This is a genomic window from Paenibacillus sp. FSL P4-0338 (assembly GCF_038002365.1).
Lineage (GTDB): Bacteria > Bacillota > Bacilli > Paenibacillales > Paenibacillaceae > Paenibacillus_AQ.
On record NZ_JBBOCG010000001.1, the window covers coordinates 2,190,708 to 2,207,468 of the forward strand.

At 51.7% G+C, this 16,761-nt stretch carries 15 protein-coding genes; all 15 read right to left on the minus strand.

Features of this window, described 5'->3' with window-relative positions; translation table 11 throughout:
• Nucleotides 1-26 precede the first annotated feature (26 nt).
• The 15 genes from nusA to MKZ07_RS09655 all read right to left on the minus strand — a co-directional run bounded on the left by nusA (nucleotide 27) and on the right by MKZ07_RS09655 (nucleotide 16,704).
• A complete protein-coding gene (gene nusA, locus MKZ07_RS09585) occupies nucleotides 27-1,124 on the minus strand; it encodes a transcription termination factor NusA (RefSeq protein ID WP_036692613.1) in 1,098 nt (365 codons plus the stop codon).
• A gap of 26 nt (nucleotides 1,125-1,150) precedes the next feature.
• Nucleotides 1,151-1,618, minus strand: a complete 468-nt coding sequence (rimP, locus tag MKZ07_RS09590) for a ribosome maturation factor RimP (RefSeq protein WP_036692612.1) — start codon at nucleotides 1,616-1,618, stop codon at nucleotides 1,151-1,153.
• Between the two features lie 202 nt (nucleotides 1,619-1,820).
• Nucleotides 1,821-6,152 carry a PolC-type DNA polymerase III gene (locus MKZ07_RS09595; RefSeq protein ID WP_341025629.1) on the minus strand — a complete coding sequence of 1,444 codons (4,332 nt, stop codon included), beginning with the start codon at nucleotides 6,150-6,152 and terminating at the stop codon, nucleotides 1,821-1,823.
• A gap of 158 nt (nucleotides 6,153-6,310) precedes the next feature.
• Nucleotides 6,311-7,759: a proline--tRNA ligase gene (gene proS, locus MKZ07_RS09600; RefSeq protein ID WP_036692605.1), complete on the minus strand. Its 1,449-nt coding sequence runs from the start codon at nucleotides 7,757-7,759 to the stop codon at nucleotides 6,311-6,313.
• A 94-nt stretch (nucleotides 7,760-7,853) separates the two neighbouring features.
• The gene (rseP, locus tag MKZ07_RS09605; protein ID WP_036692599.1) at nucleotides 7,854-9,128 is read right to left on the minus strand and encodes an RIP metalloprotease RseP; all 1,275 of its coding nucleotides are present in this window, start codon (nucleotides 9,126-9,128) and stop codon (nucleotides 7,854-7,856) included.
• Nucleotides 9,129-9,275: 147 nt separating this feature from the next.
• Complete coding sequence (locus MKZ07_RS09610) at nucleotides 9,276-10,415, minus strand: 1-deoxy-D-xylulose-5-phosphate reductoisomerase (protein WP_341025630.1); 1,140 nt, start codon at nucleotides 10,413-10,415, stop codon at nucleotides 9,276-9,278.
• Nucleotides 10,416-10,438: 23 nt separating this feature from the next.
• Nucleotides 10,439-11,242, minus strand: a complete 804-nt coding sequence (locus MKZ07_RS09615; RefSeq protein ID WP_341025632.1) for a phosphatidate cytidylyltransferase — start codon at nucleotides 11,240-11,242, stop codon at nucleotides 10,439-10,441.
• Between the two features lie 20 nt (nucleotides 11,243-11,262).
• Nucleotides 11,263-12,030 carry an isoprenyl transferase gene (locus MKZ07_RS09620; protein WP_036692589.1) on the minus strand — a complete coding sequence of 256 codons (768 nt, stop codon included), beginning with the start codon at nucleotides 12,028-12,030 and terminating at the stop codon, nucleotides 11,263-11,265.
• A 78-nt stretch (nucleotides 12,031-12,108) separates the two neighbouring features.
• A complete protein-coding gene (gene frr, locus MKZ07_RS09625) occupies nucleotides 12,109-12,663 on the minus strand; it encodes a ribosome recycling factor (RefSeq protein WP_036692586.1) in 555 nt (184 codons plus the stop codon).
• On the minus strand, nucleotides 12,664-13,392 hold the full coding sequence (gene pyrH, locus MKZ07_RS09630; protein WP_036692582.1) for a UMP kinase: 729 nt from the start codon (nucleotides 13,390-13,392) through the stop codon (nucleotides 12,664-12,666). It lies immediately after the preceding gene.
• Between the two features lie 102 nt (nucleotides 13,393-13,494).
• Complete coding sequence (tsf, locus tag MKZ07_RS09635) at nucleotides 13,495-14,145, minus strand: translation elongation factor Ts (protein WP_036692572.1); 651 nt, start codon at nucleotides 14,143-14,145, stop codon at nucleotides 13,495-13,497.
• A gap of 146 nt (nucleotides 14,146-14,291) precedes the next feature.
• Nucleotides 14,292-14,993 carry a 30S ribosomal protein S2 gene (rpsB, locus tag MKZ07_RS09640; RefSeq protein ID WP_036692565.1) on the minus strand — a complete coding sequence of 234 codons (702 nt, stop codon included), beginning with the start codon at nucleotides 14,991-14,993 and terminating at the stop codon, nucleotides 14,292-14,294.
• Between the two features lie 161 nt (nucleotides 14,994-15,154).
• Nucleotides 15,155-15,757: a hypothetical protein gene (locus MKZ07_RS09645; RefSeq protein WP_036692563.1), complete on the minus strand. Its 603-nt coding sequence runs from the start codon at nucleotides 15,755-15,757 to the stop codon at nucleotides 15,155-15,157.
• Nucleotides 15,754-16,326, minus strand: coding sequence for a hypothetical protein (locus MKZ07_RS09650; protein ID WP_036692562.1), 573 nt, complete (start codon nucleotides 16,324-16,326; stop codon nucleotides 15,754-15,756). The genes MKZ07_RS09645 and MKZ07_RS09650 overlap by 4 nt, the downstream gene beginning before the upstream one ends.
• A gap of 69 nt (nucleotides 16,327-16,395) precedes the next feature.
• Entirely contained in the window at nucleotides 16,396-16,704 is a 309-nt protein-coding gene (locus MKZ07_RS09655) for a hypothetical protein (protein ID WP_036692560.1), read from the minus strand.
• Nucleotides 16,705-16,761 lie beyond the last annotated feature (57 nt).

The following is a 16,761-nucleotide window of genomic DNA, read 5'->3' on the forward strand; positions in this document are numbered from 1 at the left end:
AAGCACCTCCCGTCAGTCAGCATTCATTAATCGATGGAGACGGAATCCTGATGCATTTCATCATTGGACGATCTGGGTCTGCCGTATTCCTGCTCCGCCTGCGTCTCGCTCTTGATATCGATCTTCCAGCCGGTCAGCTTAGCGGCAAGACGGGCATTCTGCCCCTTGATGCCGATGGCCAGTGACAGCTGATAGTCAGGAACAATGACGCGGGCCATTTTCTCAGGTTCAAAGACTTGAACCTCAAGCACCTTGGACGGGCTAAGTGCATTGGCTACGTACTCCTGCACCAGCTCGGAATATCTGACAATATCAATCTTCTCACCGCGAAGCTCAGTCACAATGGTCTGTACACGTGTGCCTCTTGGCCCTACGCAAGAGCCGACCGGGTCCACTTCGGGATTGCGTGAGAACACGGCGATCTTGGAGCGGAAGCCAGCTTCGCGGGCAACGGAACGAATCTCCACCACCCCGTCAAAAATCTCCGGCACCTCCAGCTCGAACAGACGCTTCAGGAGACCTGGATGACTGCGGGACAGCATAATCTGCGGCCCTTTGGTCGTGTTCTCCACCTTAGTGATATAAGCTTTGATACGCTCGCTCTGCTTGAACTTTTCTCCAGGCATCAGCTCGCTCAGCGGAAGAACCGCCTCGATTTTGCCAAGATCCACATAGATGTTGCGCATATCCTGACGCTGTACAAGGCCGGTTACAATATCATCTTCCTTGTCGATAAAAGCGTTATAGATCAGGCCACGTTCCGCTTCGCGGATACGCTGGGTAACCACCTGCTTCGCAGTCTGGGCGGCAATGCGGCCGAAATCACGCGGCGTGACTTCCTGCTCGGCGATATCCTCCAGCTGGAAATGCGGGTTGATCTCCCGGGCAGCCAGGAGCGAGATCTCGGTCCGTGCATCGAGAACCTCCTCCACAATCAGCTTGCGGGCAAACACCTTGATTACGCCTGTGTTACGGTTCATATCCACACGCACATTCTGCGCCGCATTGAAATTGCGTTTATAGCTGGAGATCAGCGCCGCTTCGATGGCTTCGAACAGCACATCCTTGCTGATGCCTTTCTCCCTTTCCAGTTCATTCATAGCTTCAATAAACTCCATACTCATGAAATTCCGGTCCCCCTTTCAAGACGTTAAAAAATAATGGCCAACCTCGCACTGGCGACCTTGGCGTAAGGTACCACATGTTCTTTTTTGCCCGCGGAGATGAGCAGTTCCTCGTTCTCGAACGAGAGCAAACGACCTTCGAATTCTTTGAGTCCTTGAATCGGCTCATAGACCGTTACATATACGTCCTTGCCTACCGCCTTGGTGACATCCGCAGCTTTCTTGAGCGGACGCTCAGCTCCCGGCGAAGAGACTTCAAGGAAATACGCTTCAGAGAACGGATCATTCTCATCCAGCTTCTGGCTGATATATTCGCTGATAGTACCGCAGTCATCGATATCGATGCCGCCCTCTTTGTCTACGAATACGCGCAGAAACCAGTTGGAGCCTTCCTTCACGTATTCAACGTCCACCAGTTCGAAACCATTGTCCTCGAGATAGGACCCGAGCAGCTGCTCTACCGTTTGTTTAATTTTGGATTTGGGTGTGCTCAAAAGAAGATTACCTCCACGAACTTGTCTTTTGCTATATACCAAAGATAAAGAGTGGGTTTCCCCACTCTTTACACAACGGACTTATCTCATTATTACCAAAAAAATTATACCATAGAGAGGCAGCACTGACAAGTACCAGCCCTTGACTCCCCTTTCTAAGAGGACATTAAAGGGCTGTATATGCCATCACTTGAGCCGGTTGTCAGAACAGTGAAAGCTGGTTACTCTCCGGTAATCCCCGGAAGCAGCCCATTCCCGTAAGCAGCTCAATCACCGTTTTACTGGCCTTGGATTTCTGCTGGAAATCCTCAATGGAGAGGAATTCTCCTGCATCCTTGGCAGCGGCGATATTAATTGCAGCATTATCCCCGATTCCCGCAAGCGAGGAGAACGGAGGAATCAGGCTGGTGCCGTCCACCGTAAATTTGGTAGCATCCGAGCGGTACAGATCAATGTTCTTGAAGGTAAAGCCGCGTGCGGTCATCTCCAGGGCCATCTCCAGGACCGGAAGCATGGCTTTTTCCTTAGGCAGCGCCTGGAAGCCCTTGGATTCGATCTCCACAAGCTGGCGCGCAATGGCTTCGTAGCCTTTACAGCACAGCTCGATATCGAAATCCGCCGCGCGGACCGAGAAGTAAGTCGCATAGTATTCTATCGGATGATACAGCTTGAAGAAGGCTGTGCGCACCGCTGAAATAACATAAGCCGCGGCATGGGCCTTCGGGAACATGTACTGGATTTTGAGACAGGAATCAATGTACCACTGCGGCACCTTGCAATTCTTCATCTCCTCAATCCATTCCGGCGGCAAGCCCTTCCCTTTACGCACGCTCTCTGTAATTTTGAAGGCCAGACTGGCATCCATCCCCGTCTTATAAATCAGGTAGAGCATGATATCATCACGGCAGCCGATTACCGTCTTAATGTTACAGGTATTGTTCTTAATCAGCTCCTGCGCATTTCCCAGCCACACGCCGGTTCCATGGGACAGCCCGGAAATCTGCAGCAAGTCGGCAAAGCTGGAAGGCTTGGCTTCAACAAGCATCTGGCGGACGAACTTCGTTCCCATCTCCGGCACTCCATAAGTGGCCACCGGGGTACGAATCTGATCGGGTCTTACCCCGAGAGCATCCGTGGAGTTGAACATGCTCATTACCTTCGGATCATTCATTGGAATGGTCGTCGGGTCCACACCGGTCAGATCCTGCAGCATCCGCATCATGGTCGGATCATCGTGGCCGAGAATATCAAGCTTCAGCAGGTTCGCATCGAAGGCGTGATAGTCGAAATGGGTAGTCTTCCACTCGGCTGTAACATCATCCGCCGGAAACTGCACGGGAGTGATATCTTCAATCTCCATGTAATCCGGCAAAACTACGATACCGCCGGGGTGCTGCCCCGTACTGCGCTTCACACCGGTACAGCCGGCGGCAAGCCGTCCGACCTCTGCGCCGCGCCAGCGCTTCTGGTGATGTTCTTCATATTTCTTGGTGAAGCCGAAGGCGGTCTTCTCCGCTACCGTACCAATGGTTCCCGCGCGGAATACATTGTCCGGGCCGAACATTGTTTTGGTGAAATTATGGGCGTTCGGCTGATACTCCCCGGAGAAGTTAAGGTCGATATCGGGAACCTTGTCCCCTTTGAAGCCCAGGAAGGTCTCAAACGGAATATCCTGACCTTCTCCCTTCAGCTTCCCGCCACAATCGGGACAGTCCTTATCCGGCAAGTCGAACCCGCTCGGCACACTTCCGTCCAGGAACCATTCGCTGTGCCGGCATTCCGAATTGGTACAAATATAGTGAGCCGGAAGCGGGTTAACCTCCGAGATTCCAAGGAATGTTGCCACTACAGACGAGCCTACCGAGCCACGGGAACCGACGAGATAACCGTCCTGGTTCGACTTTTTGACAAGCCGTTCCGAGATCAGATAGTTGGCGGAGAACCCGTATTTAATAATAGGGGCAAGCTCCTTCTCCAGACGGGCAATCACAACCTCCGGCAGTTCCTCGCCGTAGATCGATTTGGCTGTTTCATAGCAGGTATTGCGGATCTCATCATCCGCACCTTCAATAATAGGCGTGAAGAGATCGCTTGGGAACAGATCGTATTCTTCGAACCGCTCAGCCAGCTCAACAGTATTCGTGACCACGACTTCCTTCGCTTTGGCTGCACCCAGGTATTCGAACTCGGCAAGCATCTCATCGGTTGTACGGAAGTGGGCATCCGGCTTGTTCTGGTCTTTTAGCGGACTGAACCCCGTAATCCCGTGGATCGTAATATCGCGGAACAGCTTATCGCGCGGCTCCAGATAGTGCACATTCCCAGTGGCTATCACCGGCTTATTCATCTGTTCGCCGATCTCACAAATTTTGCGTACAACACCCCGCAGGTCCTCTGGACTCGCTACGAACCCTTTATCCACCAGATGCATGTACATGGTCAGCGGCTGGATTTCCAGCACATCATAGAACTGGGCAACCTCAATTGCCTCTTCCACGGTCTTGTTCAGCACAGCCTCGAAGAACTCGCCCCGCTCACAGCCGGATATGACGAGCAGTCCGTCACGATGTTCTTCAAGCTTCGATTTGGGAATGCAGGGTACGCGCTTATAGTACTCGGTATGCGACATAGAGATCAGCTTGTAGAGGTTTTTTTTGCCGATCGGATTCAGTGCATAGATTCCGCAGTGAAACGGCCGTACATTCGACAAGTCATTGCCTACATAATCATTCAGCCGGTCCAGCCGGGTCATGCCCTTCATCTTCTCCGCATCGGACAGCAGACCGTTCAGAATCCCGCCCAGTGCAATCGTATCATCCACCGCACGGTGATGGCTCTCCAGCAGTACCTTGTACTTGTCAGCAAGCGTATTGAGCCGGTGGTTCTTCATTTTGGGGAAGAGCAGACGCGCCAGCTCCAGCGTATCCAGTGAAGGATTTGGCAGCTCCGGCTGCCCCAGCTTCTTCAGAGAAGCTTGAATGAAGCCCATATCGAACCGCGCATTGTGCGCAACGAGAATGCTGTCTCCTACGAACTCCACGAACTCCCCCAGTACCGGCGCAAGATCCGGGGCATCCTTGACCATTTCATCCGTAATGTTCGTCAACTGCTGGATGTGGTAGGGGATTTTCTCATGCGGATTGACGAAGGTGGTGTAACGGTCGAGTTCCTTGCCTTCACACATCTTGATCGCCGCAAGCTCCGTGATGTTGTTGCGTGTGATGGACAGCCCCGTGGTCTCGATGTCGAAGACGACATAGGTTGCCGTCTTGAGCTCGATCGCCTGCGCATTCTCCACGATATTGACCGCATCATTGACGACATTAGCCTCCACCCCGTAGAGCATCTTGAGCTTATGCTTATGGGCGGCGTGATTCGCATCCGGGAAGCTCTGAACATTGCCGTGGTCGGTAACTGCAAGTGCCGGGTGGCCCCATTTCGCAGCTGTTTTGACATAGGCATCAATCGGTGCTACCGCATCCATCGTGCTCATAGTCGTATGCAAGTGGAACTCCACACGCTTCTCCTTGGCATTGTCCTTACGGGCAGGCGGCGCCGACACCTCGGTCAGATCCGAAGGAATCATCACCAGCTCAGGAATCTGCATGAACCGGTCATATTCCACTTTGCCGCGCGCCCGGACCCATTTGCCGTTAGCCAACTGGCCCATGATCTTCAGTTCTTCCTTGGTCTTGGCGAACATCTTCATCTGCAGGGAATCTGTAAAATCTGTGATGCAGAAGGTGAACAGCGTATTTCCGTTACGCAGTTCCTTGCGGTCCAGCCCGAAGATCGTCCCCTGGATCGTAATCTTCTTCTCTTCATCCTGAATTTCCAGAATGGAGACGGCCTGCTCTTTGATGTCATTCCCTACCTGAAGCTTAATGACCTCATTCGGGTCCCCGGCTTCTTCAGGCTCGTCCGGCTCGCTATTCATCATCATCAGCTCTACCAGCTCACGCTGCTCCTGCTGGAGCTTCTGCTGGAATTCCTCATAGGCATCCGCCTTGCTCTTACTCTCGTCCTCGGCCATTTGCAGCTTGACCTTGAGGGGAAGTGCGAAATATTTATCATAATATTTAATAATGGCGGCTTCGATACCCTTTTTACGGGCCAGTTCGAGCGACATGGTATCATTCAGGCTAAGGATGAGCGTTCCGTCCCGCAGCTCCTGACTGGAACGCGTCAGCCAACCGTTGACGGAAGGAATCTCACGCTGGACCCACTCGAGGAACATGCCCCAGTACTCCTGCACAATATCGGCTCTGCTTACAGTATCATCATATAGGAACAAGAAGCTGACCTTGGCAATATGCTGCAGCTTCTCACGCATTCTTAGGATAAAGGCCCGGTAGGTCTGGGCGGGAATCAGGGTTGTCTTCGCAATCACGATATGCCAGTCATGGTTGCCGCGGCTAATCTCCACCCGTTCAATCTGTCCGTCTACAAAATAAGGATCAATCATGGCAGGCGGAATCTCCCCCTGCTTCATCAACAGCTCAAATCTCTTTCTTCTCTCCACGTTCTGCTCCATGCATTCCCCACCTAACTCGGCAATAATTGGCGTAAGACTTCGACGTCATTCTATTGTAAGAAAAAGCCTCCGGCTTGAAAAGCATTGGGTACTTGCGGCCCGCCGACTCCTCTCGCCAGAAGCTGATATAAAAAAGTTAACAATTAAAAGGTTGCCGATTAATACGCTTTGGCAAATACAACCGTATGCTGGGCAGGCTTGCCGCAGCAGATACAGGTTTCTTTCGTTTCTGACGGATGGAACGGAATATTACGGCTGCCTGCGCCGGTCTCTTCCTTGACCTTATCCTCACATTCTTCAGAGCCGCACCAGCCTGCAAGCGCAAAGCCGCGTTTCTCCTCCATAGAATTCTTCATCTGCTCAAGAGTGTCTACGGAATAGAAATGATCCTCACGGAATTTCAGTGCCCGCTCATACATCTCCCGATGGACCTGCTCCAGCATGGCGTTCACTTCTTCAACCAGGTTCTCCTGCTGAATGACCTTCTTCTCACCGCTGATCCGGGATACGAGCACACAGACTCCATTCTCCATATCACGCGGTCCAAGCTCCAGACGGACAGGGACGCCGCGCATTTCATATTCATTGAACTTCCAGCCCGGGGTTACATCCGCACGGTCATCTACACGCACACGGATTCCGGCACTTTTGAGTTCACCAAACAGTTCGTCGGTACGTCCGATGACCGCTTCGCGGGTCTTAGGCGGTCCGATTGGAATCATAATGACCTGCGTAGGCGCTACCTTCGGCGGCAGGGCCAGTCCGCGGTCGTCACCATGCACCATGATGAGCGAACCAATCAGACGCGTGGTAGAGCCCCATGAGGTGGTGTGCGCATGTTCCAGTACATTCTCCCGGTTCAGATATTGGATATCAAAAGCAACCGCGAACTTGGTACCCAAATAATGTGAGGTAGCGGCCTGAACGGCCCGTCCATCCTTCATCATCGCTTCAATGGAATACGTATCCACAGCACCGGCGAACCGCTCGGATGGCGTCTTCTGTCCGGTCACTACCGGAATAGCCAGAAAGGTCTCCACGAAGTCGCGGTAGTTATCAAGCATCTTCATCGTTTCTTCGCGTGCTTCCGTCTCATTCTCATGCGCGGTATGGCCTTCCTGCCAGAGGAATTCCGTCGTGCGGATGAACGGCAGGGTACGTTTCTCCCAACGGACCACGTTGGCCCATTGGTTGATTAGCACCGGAAGATCGCGGTAAGACTGAATCCATTTGGAATACATATGACCGAACATGGTCTCGGACGTAGGACGGATTGCCAGACGTTCTTCCAGCACATCGCCTCCGGCCTCAGTGACCCAAGGCAGCTCCGGATTGAAGCCCTCCACATGTTCCTTCTCCTTCTGGAAAAAGCTCTCAGGAATGAATAGCGGGAAGTAGGCGTTCCGGTGACCGGTAGCCTTCAGGCGGCGGTTCATTTCCTCCTGGATATGCTCCCAGATTTCATAGCCGTCCGGTTTGAATACGATACAGCCGCGGACCGGTGAATAATCCATCAGGTCCGCTTTTTTGATAACATCGATATACCAGCGTGAGAAATCCTCGCCCTGCGGCGTGATCTCTGTAACGAACTGCTTGTCTTTGGCCATGTGAAGAAATCCTCCTATTATTCGCCCCTCAGATTGCACATTAGCTGTGAAGCCCAATCCAATGCATCACGGGATAAAAATGATATGACATCCGTCAGCCGCTTATGAGGCGTAAAATATCATTATACGTAACAGCGATCATCACCAGGAACAGCAGGGCAAAGCCTACAAAGTGGACCATGCCTTCCCTGCTCGGGTCGACCGGCTTGCCTCGCAGTGCCTCAACACCAAGGAAGACAAGCCGGCTGCCATCCAATGCAGGAATCGGCAACAGGTTGAAGATCCCTAAGTACAGGCTAAGAATAGCCGCCCAGTAGGTAAGATACTGAATGCCCTGCTGGGCAATCTGTCCGGTCAACTGGAATGTGCCTACTGGCCCCGAGATATCATCCATATTAAATTTATTGATCAACTGCTTGAAGCCTATAAAAATCAGCTTGGTGGTGTCGACCATAGCTGTACCGGACTTGGTAATCGTCTCCCCCACTCCGGCCTTGCGGGTAGGCAGCTCTGGCGTAATTCCAACCTTGCCGCCTTGCTCCCCTTCCATTCCGCGGGGAATCATGGTTACATTTAAGGTCTCTTCGCCGCGCTTCAGCGTCCAGTTCATTTCTTTGCCTTTGGAGGCCGAGGTCAGCTTGATCATCTTCTGGTAATCTCCGCCGATGGCTTGCCCGTCCACAGTGACGACGATATCGCCCTTCTGAAGACCTGCTTCCTGCGCAGGCATTCCTAAGCTGACGTCACCGATCTTCACATAGGTCGGATTCTCCACCGGGATTCCGGCCATCTGCAGATGAAGTGCAAATAGCACAAACGCCAGAATGAAGTTCATCACTGGACCGGCCAGGATCGCTATCGCACGCTGACCGACGGTTTTGCCGCCGAACTGGCGGTCCCTAGGCGCAATTTGCGTCTGCTGGGTGCCCTTGATCATCATCGCCTGCGGATTCACATCATAAGTGGTCACTTCACCGTCAACATCGAGGCGGATTTTCAGTTCATTCTCCAGATCGGTGAACTGCGCTTCACCGCGAATAACATTTCTGCGCGTATCCAGTGAATCGATGTATATATTCTTCACCTTGTTATCCTGGCCCAGCCGGACGGCAATGGTCTGCCCCGGGCCGATCTCAACCATCTCGGGGTCTTCACCGGCCATCCGGGCGTATCCCCCGAAGGGCAGCAGGCGAAGCGTGAACTGGGTTTCACCGCGTTTATAAGAGAACAGTTTCGGACCGAAACCGATCGCAAATTCCCGTACAAGAATTCCGGCGCGTTTGGCAAAATAATAATGTCCCCATTCATGGACAGTCACCAAAACAAAGAACATAAACACCGTTAAAAAAACAACTCTTACCATCTCCATAGCGCAACATTCCCCCTTAAGGTGTAAGACCGAAGTATGTCCTCTTAATTTATCATTATTCCAAGGCAGGGCACAAGAGAATCAACAGTCCACACCTATTTTTCAGGGTACAGCCATATTCACCGTTTATAAAAGCCTCTTATCCCGTTACAGGACAGCCGCAAGCTCCCGGGAGGCTAAATCGCTACTGTGAATCTGTTCCAGACCGGGGTTCGCCTCATTGTGATGACGCTGAAGCACTTCATCAATAATCTCATCAATCCGCAGGAAGGGAATCTCACCGCGCAGGAAGCGGGCTACGGCGACCTCATTGGCTGCATTGAAGGCGGTTGTGAATGTACCACCCGCTAAGCCGCAGTCAATGGCCATCTTCAGCGCCGGATAGCGCTCATAATCCATCTCCCGGAAGGTCAGGCTGGCTACCTGAGCCAGAGACAAGCGCTTCGCAGGAGACGGCCAGCGGTCGGGATAGGTGAGCGCATATTGAATAGGAACCCGCATATCAGGAGTCCCGAGCTGAGCGATAATGCTGCTGTCGCAGAACTCAACATACGAGTGAATAATGCTCTCCGGATGCAGCACCACATCAATCTGCTCATACGGAAGGGCGAACAAATGGTGGGCTTCAATAACCTCAAGACCTTTGTTAACCATGGTTGCCGAGTCAATAGTAATCTTGGCCCCCATGCTCCAGTTAGGGTGACGCAGTGCGTCTGCTACGGTTACATTCGTAAGCTGTTCACGCTTAAAATCACGGAACGAGCCGCCCGAGGCAGTGATGGTAATTGAAGCCACATCTTTACGATTCTCCCCATTTAAGCATTGAAAAATCGCCGAATGCTCACTGTCCACTGGCAGCAGCTTCACGCCTTTGCGTCCAGCCAGTTCTGTAACCAGATGACCGGCGGTCACCAGCGTCTCCTTATTAGCCAGTCCAATGTGTCTGCCGGCTTCAATCGCCGCAAGCGTGGACTGAAGTCCTACACTTCCTACAAGCGCAGTTACGACCGTCTGTGCATCGCCTCCGGCAGCAATCTCCACCAGACCTTCACTTCCGCTATACAGCTCTACACCGGCAGGCAGACTGGATCTGATCTCCTCTGCAAGCTCCTTCGTGGATACCGATACACGGCGCGGCTTGAAGCGGCGGACCTGTTCCAGCAGCAGTGAAGTATTGCTTCCCGCCGCCAGTCCATCGACTTCAAAAGCTTCCGGATGCATCGCTACCACATCCAACGTCTGGGTACCGATGGAACCCGTGGAGCCGAGAATACTAATTCTTTTCACAGTTGCTTTCCTTCTCCCTGTCGTTAATAGTAAGGCATCAGCATTACGATATGTACGAAAGGAAATACGATGATCCAGCTGTCGCAGCGGTCCAGGATGCCTCCGTGACCCGGCAAGAGTGAGCCTGAATCCTTAATACCGTACACCCGTTTATAGGCAGATTGTACAAGATCTCCGAGCTGACCGAGCACAGCGCAAGCAATTCCAATCAGCAGCGCGCGCCCCGTAGTCAGCAGATCAGGAACCAGTAAAGCAAACACAATCGAAATGACAGCAGAAATCAATACTCCGCCAAGTGCGCCCTCAATAGTCTTGTTAGGACTGATTGCAGGCCACAGCTTGTTCTTCCCGAAGCTTCTGCCGACAAAATAGGCTCCGGCATCACTGCCCCATATACAGCACAGCAGCAGGATCGTCCAGAAGAGGCCATTGCTATCGCCCGCACTGCGGGCGATTCCCATATACGAGAACCCCATTCCTATGTAAACAATGCCCGTGAACATCATCGCGGTGATTTTGATATCCAGCTTATTCTTGCTGAAGACAGTGACCAGCAGGAACAGCAGCAATACCAGCCATATCCCCTGTTCCCAGGAGAATAACTTATTCGTCCCCAGAAGATCCCAAGGAATCATAAAGCCTACTACAGAGGCGTAACCCAATACAGCAGTCAGTCCGAAGGTTGCTGTACCCGTCATTTTGACAAATTCATAATAGCCGATGAGGGCCATGGCAGTCAGCATCAGCTGATACGGCCAGCCACCCCAATAGCATAACCCTAAAAACAAGGCCCCGGCAACAATTCCGGTAATCAATCGCTGCTTCAAAGAATCCCTCTCCCATCAGGCTACTTCAGTCCACCATAACGGCGTGTGCGGCGCTGATATTCAGCAACAGCCTGGATCAGATGCGTCTTATCGAACTCCGGCCAGTATGCATCCGTAAACCAAAATTCACTATACGCGATCTGCCACAGCATAAAGTTACTAAGCCGCATTTCACCGCTGGTACGGATCAGCAGGTCAGGATCAGGTAATCCGCTGGATAACATTCTGCTGTCTATCAGCTCTGAAGTAATCTCTTCAGGGGACAGGACTCCTGCCTGAATATCCTTGCCCATGCCGCGCATACAATCCTCAATTTCCTTACGCCCGCCGTAATTGAGTGCAAAATTCAGAATAAGTCCGGTATTGCTCTGTGTGCGGGCTACCGCTTCTTCCATCGCTTTGCGCGTATGGGAAGGCAGCGAGTCGATATCGCCCATTACGCGAACCTGTACATTCTTTTCAATTAATTCGTCCAATTCAATCGCCAGAAATTCAACGGGGAGACGCATCAGGAAATCCACTTCATCCTTCGGCCGACTCCAGTTCTCCGTAGAAAAAGCATACAGGGTCAAGAATTCAACGCCCAGGTCATTCGCTGCAATCGTAGCACGTTTGACCGCCTTCATCCCGTTCTGATGGCCTACAACCCGAGGCATACCGCGCCGTTTCGCCCAGCGCCCGTTGCCATCCATAATTATCGCTATGTGCCGGGGAATATTATCCGGTGAAATCTCGACTGGCTCCTGCCTGTCTTTACGGCTCAGCCATTCTTGAATCCGTTTGATCATTTCCGTTTCCTCCAAGCTCTTATCAGAAAGAGACAAACCCCACCATTAACGGAGGGGCCTGAAGTCTCATGAATTTCGTTATACTTCCATAATCTCTTTTTCTTTGGACAAGAGCACTTTGTCGACTTCAGCTATGAACTTATCCGTTGTTTTCTGGATATCTTCCTGATGTCCATGTGATTCATCTTCTGAAATGCCGTTTTTTTCCATCTTTTTGATGTCATCGTTGGCATCGCGGCGGATGTTGCGGATCGCTACCTTGGCTTCTTCCCCGAACTTCTTGGTGAATTTCACCAGCTCGCTGCGGCGTTCTTCGGTAAGCGGAGGAATCGACAGGCGGATGATTGTACCGTCATTAGCAGGTGTAATCCCGATGTCCGATTTCATAATTGCCCGCTCGATGTCTGACATTGAGGTTTTGTCCCACGGCTGGATCAGCAGGGTCCGGGAATCCGGTGTGCTGATGTTAGCCAGTTGATTGATTGGAGTTGGAGCACCGTAATATTCAACCTGGATGCGATCCAGCAGTGACGTCGAAGCGCGTCCTGCCCGCAGTGTTGCCAAGTCGCGTTTCAGCGAGAGAATCGCTTTTTCCATACGCTCTTCGGCATTTTTCTTAACCGATTGTGGCATTTAATTTACACTCCCTTTAACGATCGTTCCGATCTTTTCGCCGAGAACGACGCGTTTGATATTGCCTTGCTCTGTAATAGCAAACACAATGAGCGGTATATTATTATCCATGCAGAGTGAGGAAGCGGTAGAATCCATAACCCCCAGGTTTTTGTTCAGAATATCCATGTAAGTCAGCTGCTCGTATTTCACGGCTGTGCTGTCCTTGAACGGATCTGCTGAGTAGACGCCGTCAACCTTATTCTTGGCCATGAGGATAACCTCGGCTTCAATCTCGGCTGCTCTAAGCGCTGCCGTAGTATCGGTCGAGAAGAACGGATTCCCTGTCCCTGCGGCAAAAATAACTACGCGGCCCTTCTCCAGATGCCGGATCGCCCGGCGGCGGATATAGGGCTCAGCAATCTGCTGCATGGCGATAGAGGTCTGAACCCGGGTTGGGACATCGATCTGTTCCAAAGCGTCCTGCAATGCCAGCGAGTTCATCACTGTTGCCAACATCCCCATATAATCGGCTGTTGCCCGGTCAATACCGCTTGCACTTCCGGCGATTCCGCGCCAGATGTTGCCACCGCCGCACACAATCGCAACCTGAACTCCAAGCTCCACGACTTCTTTGACCTGCTCTGCAATAGAGATGATCGTATCGGCATCGATGCCATAGCCATTCTGTCCGGCGAGCGATTCACCGCTTACCTTAAGGACTACTCTCTTAAATACCGGTTGTTCCAATTATATACCCTCACTTTCTACAAAAGACGGAACACTACTTGTATGTGTTCCGCTCTTTTGATGCTTGCCTGTATTCAGTTCTTATTCAATGACATGCAGTTATTATTGTTTTACTTGTGCCATAACTTCTTCTACGAAGTTATCGACTTTCTTCTCAAGACCTTCACCCAGTTCGAAACGAACAAAGCGGCGGATGGTGATGTTCTCGCCAATGGTGCTGATTTTTTCATTCAGCAACTGGGAGATTGTCTTGTCCGGGTCTTTAACGAAGGATTGCTCCATCAGGCAATATTCTTCATAGAACTTGCTGATGCGGCCTTCCACCATTTTTTCAACGATCTTCTCAGGCTTGCCTTCGTTCAGCGCTTGTGCCTTAAGAATTTCTTTTTCCTTCTCTACGTCTGCAGAAGGTACTTCTTCACGGCGAACATACAGCGGGTTCGCTGCTGCGATTTGCATAGCGATATCGCGTGCGAATTCTTTGAAGGAATCCGTTTTACCTACGAAGTCAGTTTCGCAGTTGATTTCTACCAGAACGCCAATACGGCCGCCAGCGTGGATATAGGATTCTACAGTACCTTCAGTAGCAATACGTCCTGCTTTGTTGGCTGCTGCGGACAATCCTTTTTCACGAAGCAATTCTGCTGCTTTGGTGATATCGTTGTTTGCTTCTTCCAGCGCTTTCTTACAATCGAGCATTCCTGCCCCTGTTCTTTCGCGAAGTTCCTTCACTGCTTTTGCATCTACTGCCATTGTTATTCCCTCCAGGGTCATAGTCGTTGTCATGCGAGGACATCAAGCGATACTTACTTGCATTTTAAAAAAAGGGCAGTGAGAGGTTATCCACCTGCCAACCACCCTTTTCATTTAAGTTCATGTTTTATGTTCCGGCTACTACCTTAAGCTGTAGTTGTGTCTTCGCCCTGATGAGCTTCAACAACAGCATCAGCCATTTTACCAGTCAAGAGCTTCACGGCGCGGATAGCGTCGTCATTGCCTGGGATTACGTAGTCAATTTCATCCGGATCGCAGTTAGTATCAACGATAGCTACGATAGGAATACCCAATTTGCGAGCTTCTGCTACTGCAATGCGCTCTTTACGCGGGTCAATGATGAACAGCGCGCTTGGAAGACCTTTCATGTTCTTGATACCGCCCAGGAATTTCTCAAGACGATCTTTCTCTTTGCGGAGAAGGATAACTTCTTTCTTAGGCAATACTGCAAAGGTACCGTCTTCTTCCCAAGCTTCCAGTTTCTTCAGGCGGTCAATACGCTTCTGAATGGTCTGGAAGTTAGTCAGGGTACCACCGAGCCAACGCTGGTTAATGAAGAACATACCCGAACGTTCAGCTTCTTCTTTTACGGAATCCTGTGCCTGCTTCTTTGTTCCTACGAATAGGATTGTGCCGTTGTCGCCAGCGACGCTCTTTACAAAGTTGTAAGCTTCCTCTACCTTCTTGACTGTTTTTTGCAAGTCAATAATGTAAATTCCGTTTCTTTCAGTGAAGATATAACGATCCATCTTTGGATTCCAACGACGAGTCTGATGACCGAAGTGTACCCCAGCTTCGAGAAGCTGCTTCATGGAGATTACTGCCATCTTCACACACCTCCTAGTTTTGGTTTATTGTGTGTCTCCTCCGCCGCGCGTCATCTTTCAGCAAGACTTTCTTCAGAAGAAAGCACCTCTTGTCGAAATCAACCGGCGTGTGTTTTAACACCGTCAATTAATATATCATATTAAAACAACCTATGCAACGATTACTTTTTTACGGTAATCAGCTTGTCAATAATGGAGTTGATGCTCTCTCCCTTGTTGAAGCTGTAGCTGCCGTATTGAATGATAGTGTTCACCTTACGGCTGTCGGCCGTCTGGAGGAACTTGTTCTTGTCCTCGATAACCCCGGCTTCCGCAAGCAGATCTGCCGTCTGGGCTAGAGTAATTCCAGTGGGAATCTTCAAAGAGATTACCCCGTCCACCACAGCCACAGGCGCTTCAGGCGTAACCGGAGTCTTGGTAACAGGCGATGCCGTGCTCTGCGGCTGCGCAGGAGCTGAAGGCTTGCCCGGAGTCGCTGCGACGCTTGGCGCTGCGGCCGGCTTGGGCGGAACAACAGGCGTAGAGGCTGGTGTTGCTGCTGGCGCCCCGGAGGTCTTGGCCTCGGCCGCTTTCTCCGGGGATGGCGTTGCTGTTGCAGCAGCTTCTGCCGGATCTACAATGGTCAGGTTCATACTAGCCGCTTGCCGGATCAGCTCTTCTTTGGTTAGAGGCAGAGCCCGCCCGGCTATCATCAGCTGCAGCAGCAGCGCGCCGGCTATCAGCCCGATCCCTAGTCCCAGCATAAAGAACCGGTTCTTAATCATACGGATTCCTCCTGCTGGGCAAGCTGCAGGATCAGCTGCACTTCGCCCCGCTGCAGGCCGGCGGTCTTGGCAATAGAATCGATTGATTTCCCCTGCTCATGCAGCTCGAACAGCCGGGGATACCGCAGCTTAATGGAGCTGACGGGCCTTGGCTTAGCCGGAGGTACTGCCGCAGCCGCCTGCTCCATGTTCTGGGGCTTCTCTGTATGGCCGGACGAAGCTTCCCGCGAGAAGGTGGCAGCCAGCTGAAGCAGTCCCTTCTCTTCCGCAGTCAGCCGCGTATCCATCAGCAGCAGGCTCCTCTGCAGTTCGCCCACCTGCTCACGCAATACACCGATTTCTTCCTGAAGGGCCACCTTATTGCTCTGTGACTGTGTCTTAATACTGCCCACCAGCTTCAGCAGCTCGGAATTCTCATGCTCGATATCAGCCATGTAGAGCTCGAGAGCCGCCTCCGTCTCCTTCAGGCTCTTCTTCTCCGAGTCTTCCTTGCCCGTCCTGGCCGGCAGCCGCAGGGCATAAACAATAGCAACTGCGCCTACCAGCACGATGTATACCCATGGTTCCAAATGTGTAATCTCCTTCTGCGTTTAATTCATAGGATGTCTTAACTGCATTTGCGGTTATTCTGGTCCCAATCAGAGACTGAAATCTATACGGTGCCCCTTATAGGGATGTTCAGCATCATGAGTATTCTCCTGCTTGTCCGGCTTTCGCGGATGAGGCTGACTGCCAGAGCCATTCCCCTTACCGCCGTCCCGCAGCGCCGATTCGGCAGACTCGTCAACCTCAGTGCTGCGCAGAGAGATTTCTTGACTATGCTTGACATTCTGGCCTGCCAATTGCTGCTGGTCGAGTGCAGGACGCTGCTGAAGGTTGTTCTGAACTTTGCCCGCATCATGGGTACGGGGCAATGCAATTTGCAGTTCCACCGGTTTCAGACTCATAAGATCCCTCTTCTCCACTCATTGGTTTCAGAATCAAGGAATAGCAGGCCGCCTCGG

Bases quoted from the DNA above. Each gene is read 5' to 3' on its own strand.
- proS (WP_036692605.1), bottom strand. From the start codon at position 7,759: ATGGCCAAAGACAAGCAGTTCGTTACAGAGATCACGCCGCAGGGCGAG.
- nusA (WP_036692613.1), bottom strand. From the start codon at position 1,124: ATGAGTATGGAGTTTATTGAAGCTATGAATGAACTGGAAAGGGAGAAA.
- rpsB (WP_036692565.1), bottom strand. From the start codon at position 14,993: ATGGCAGTAATCTCCATGAAGCAGCTTCTCGAAGCTGGGGTACACTTC.
- MKZ07_RS09595 (WP_341025629.1), bottom strand. From the start codon at position 6,152: ATGGAGCAGAACGTGGAGAGAAGAAAGAGATTTGAGCTGTTGATGAAG.
- MKZ07_RS09655 (WP_036692560.1), bottom strand. From the start codon at position 16,704: ATGAGTCTGAAACCGGTGGAACTGCAAATTGCATTGCCCCGTACCCAT.
- MKZ07_RS09620 (WP_036692589.1), bottom strand. From the start codon at position 12,030: ATGATCAAACGGATTCAAGAATGGCTGAGCCGTAAAGACAGGCAGGAG.
- frr (WP_036692586.1), bottom strand. From the start codon at position 12,663: ATGCCACAATCGGTTAAGAAAAATGCCGAAGAGCGTATGGAAAAAGCG.
- MKZ07_RS09645 (WP_036692563.1), bottom strand. From the start codon at position 15,757: ATGATTAAGAACCGGTTCTTTATGCTGGGACTAGGGATCGGGCTGATA.
- rseP (WP_036692599.1), bottom strand. From the start codon at position 9,128: ATGGAGATGGTAAGAGTTGTTTTTTTAACGGTGTTTATGTTCTTTGTT.
- tsf (WP_036692572.1), bottom strand. From the start codon at position 14,145: ATGGCAGTAGATGCAAAAGCAGTGAAGGAACTTCGCGAAAGAACAGGG.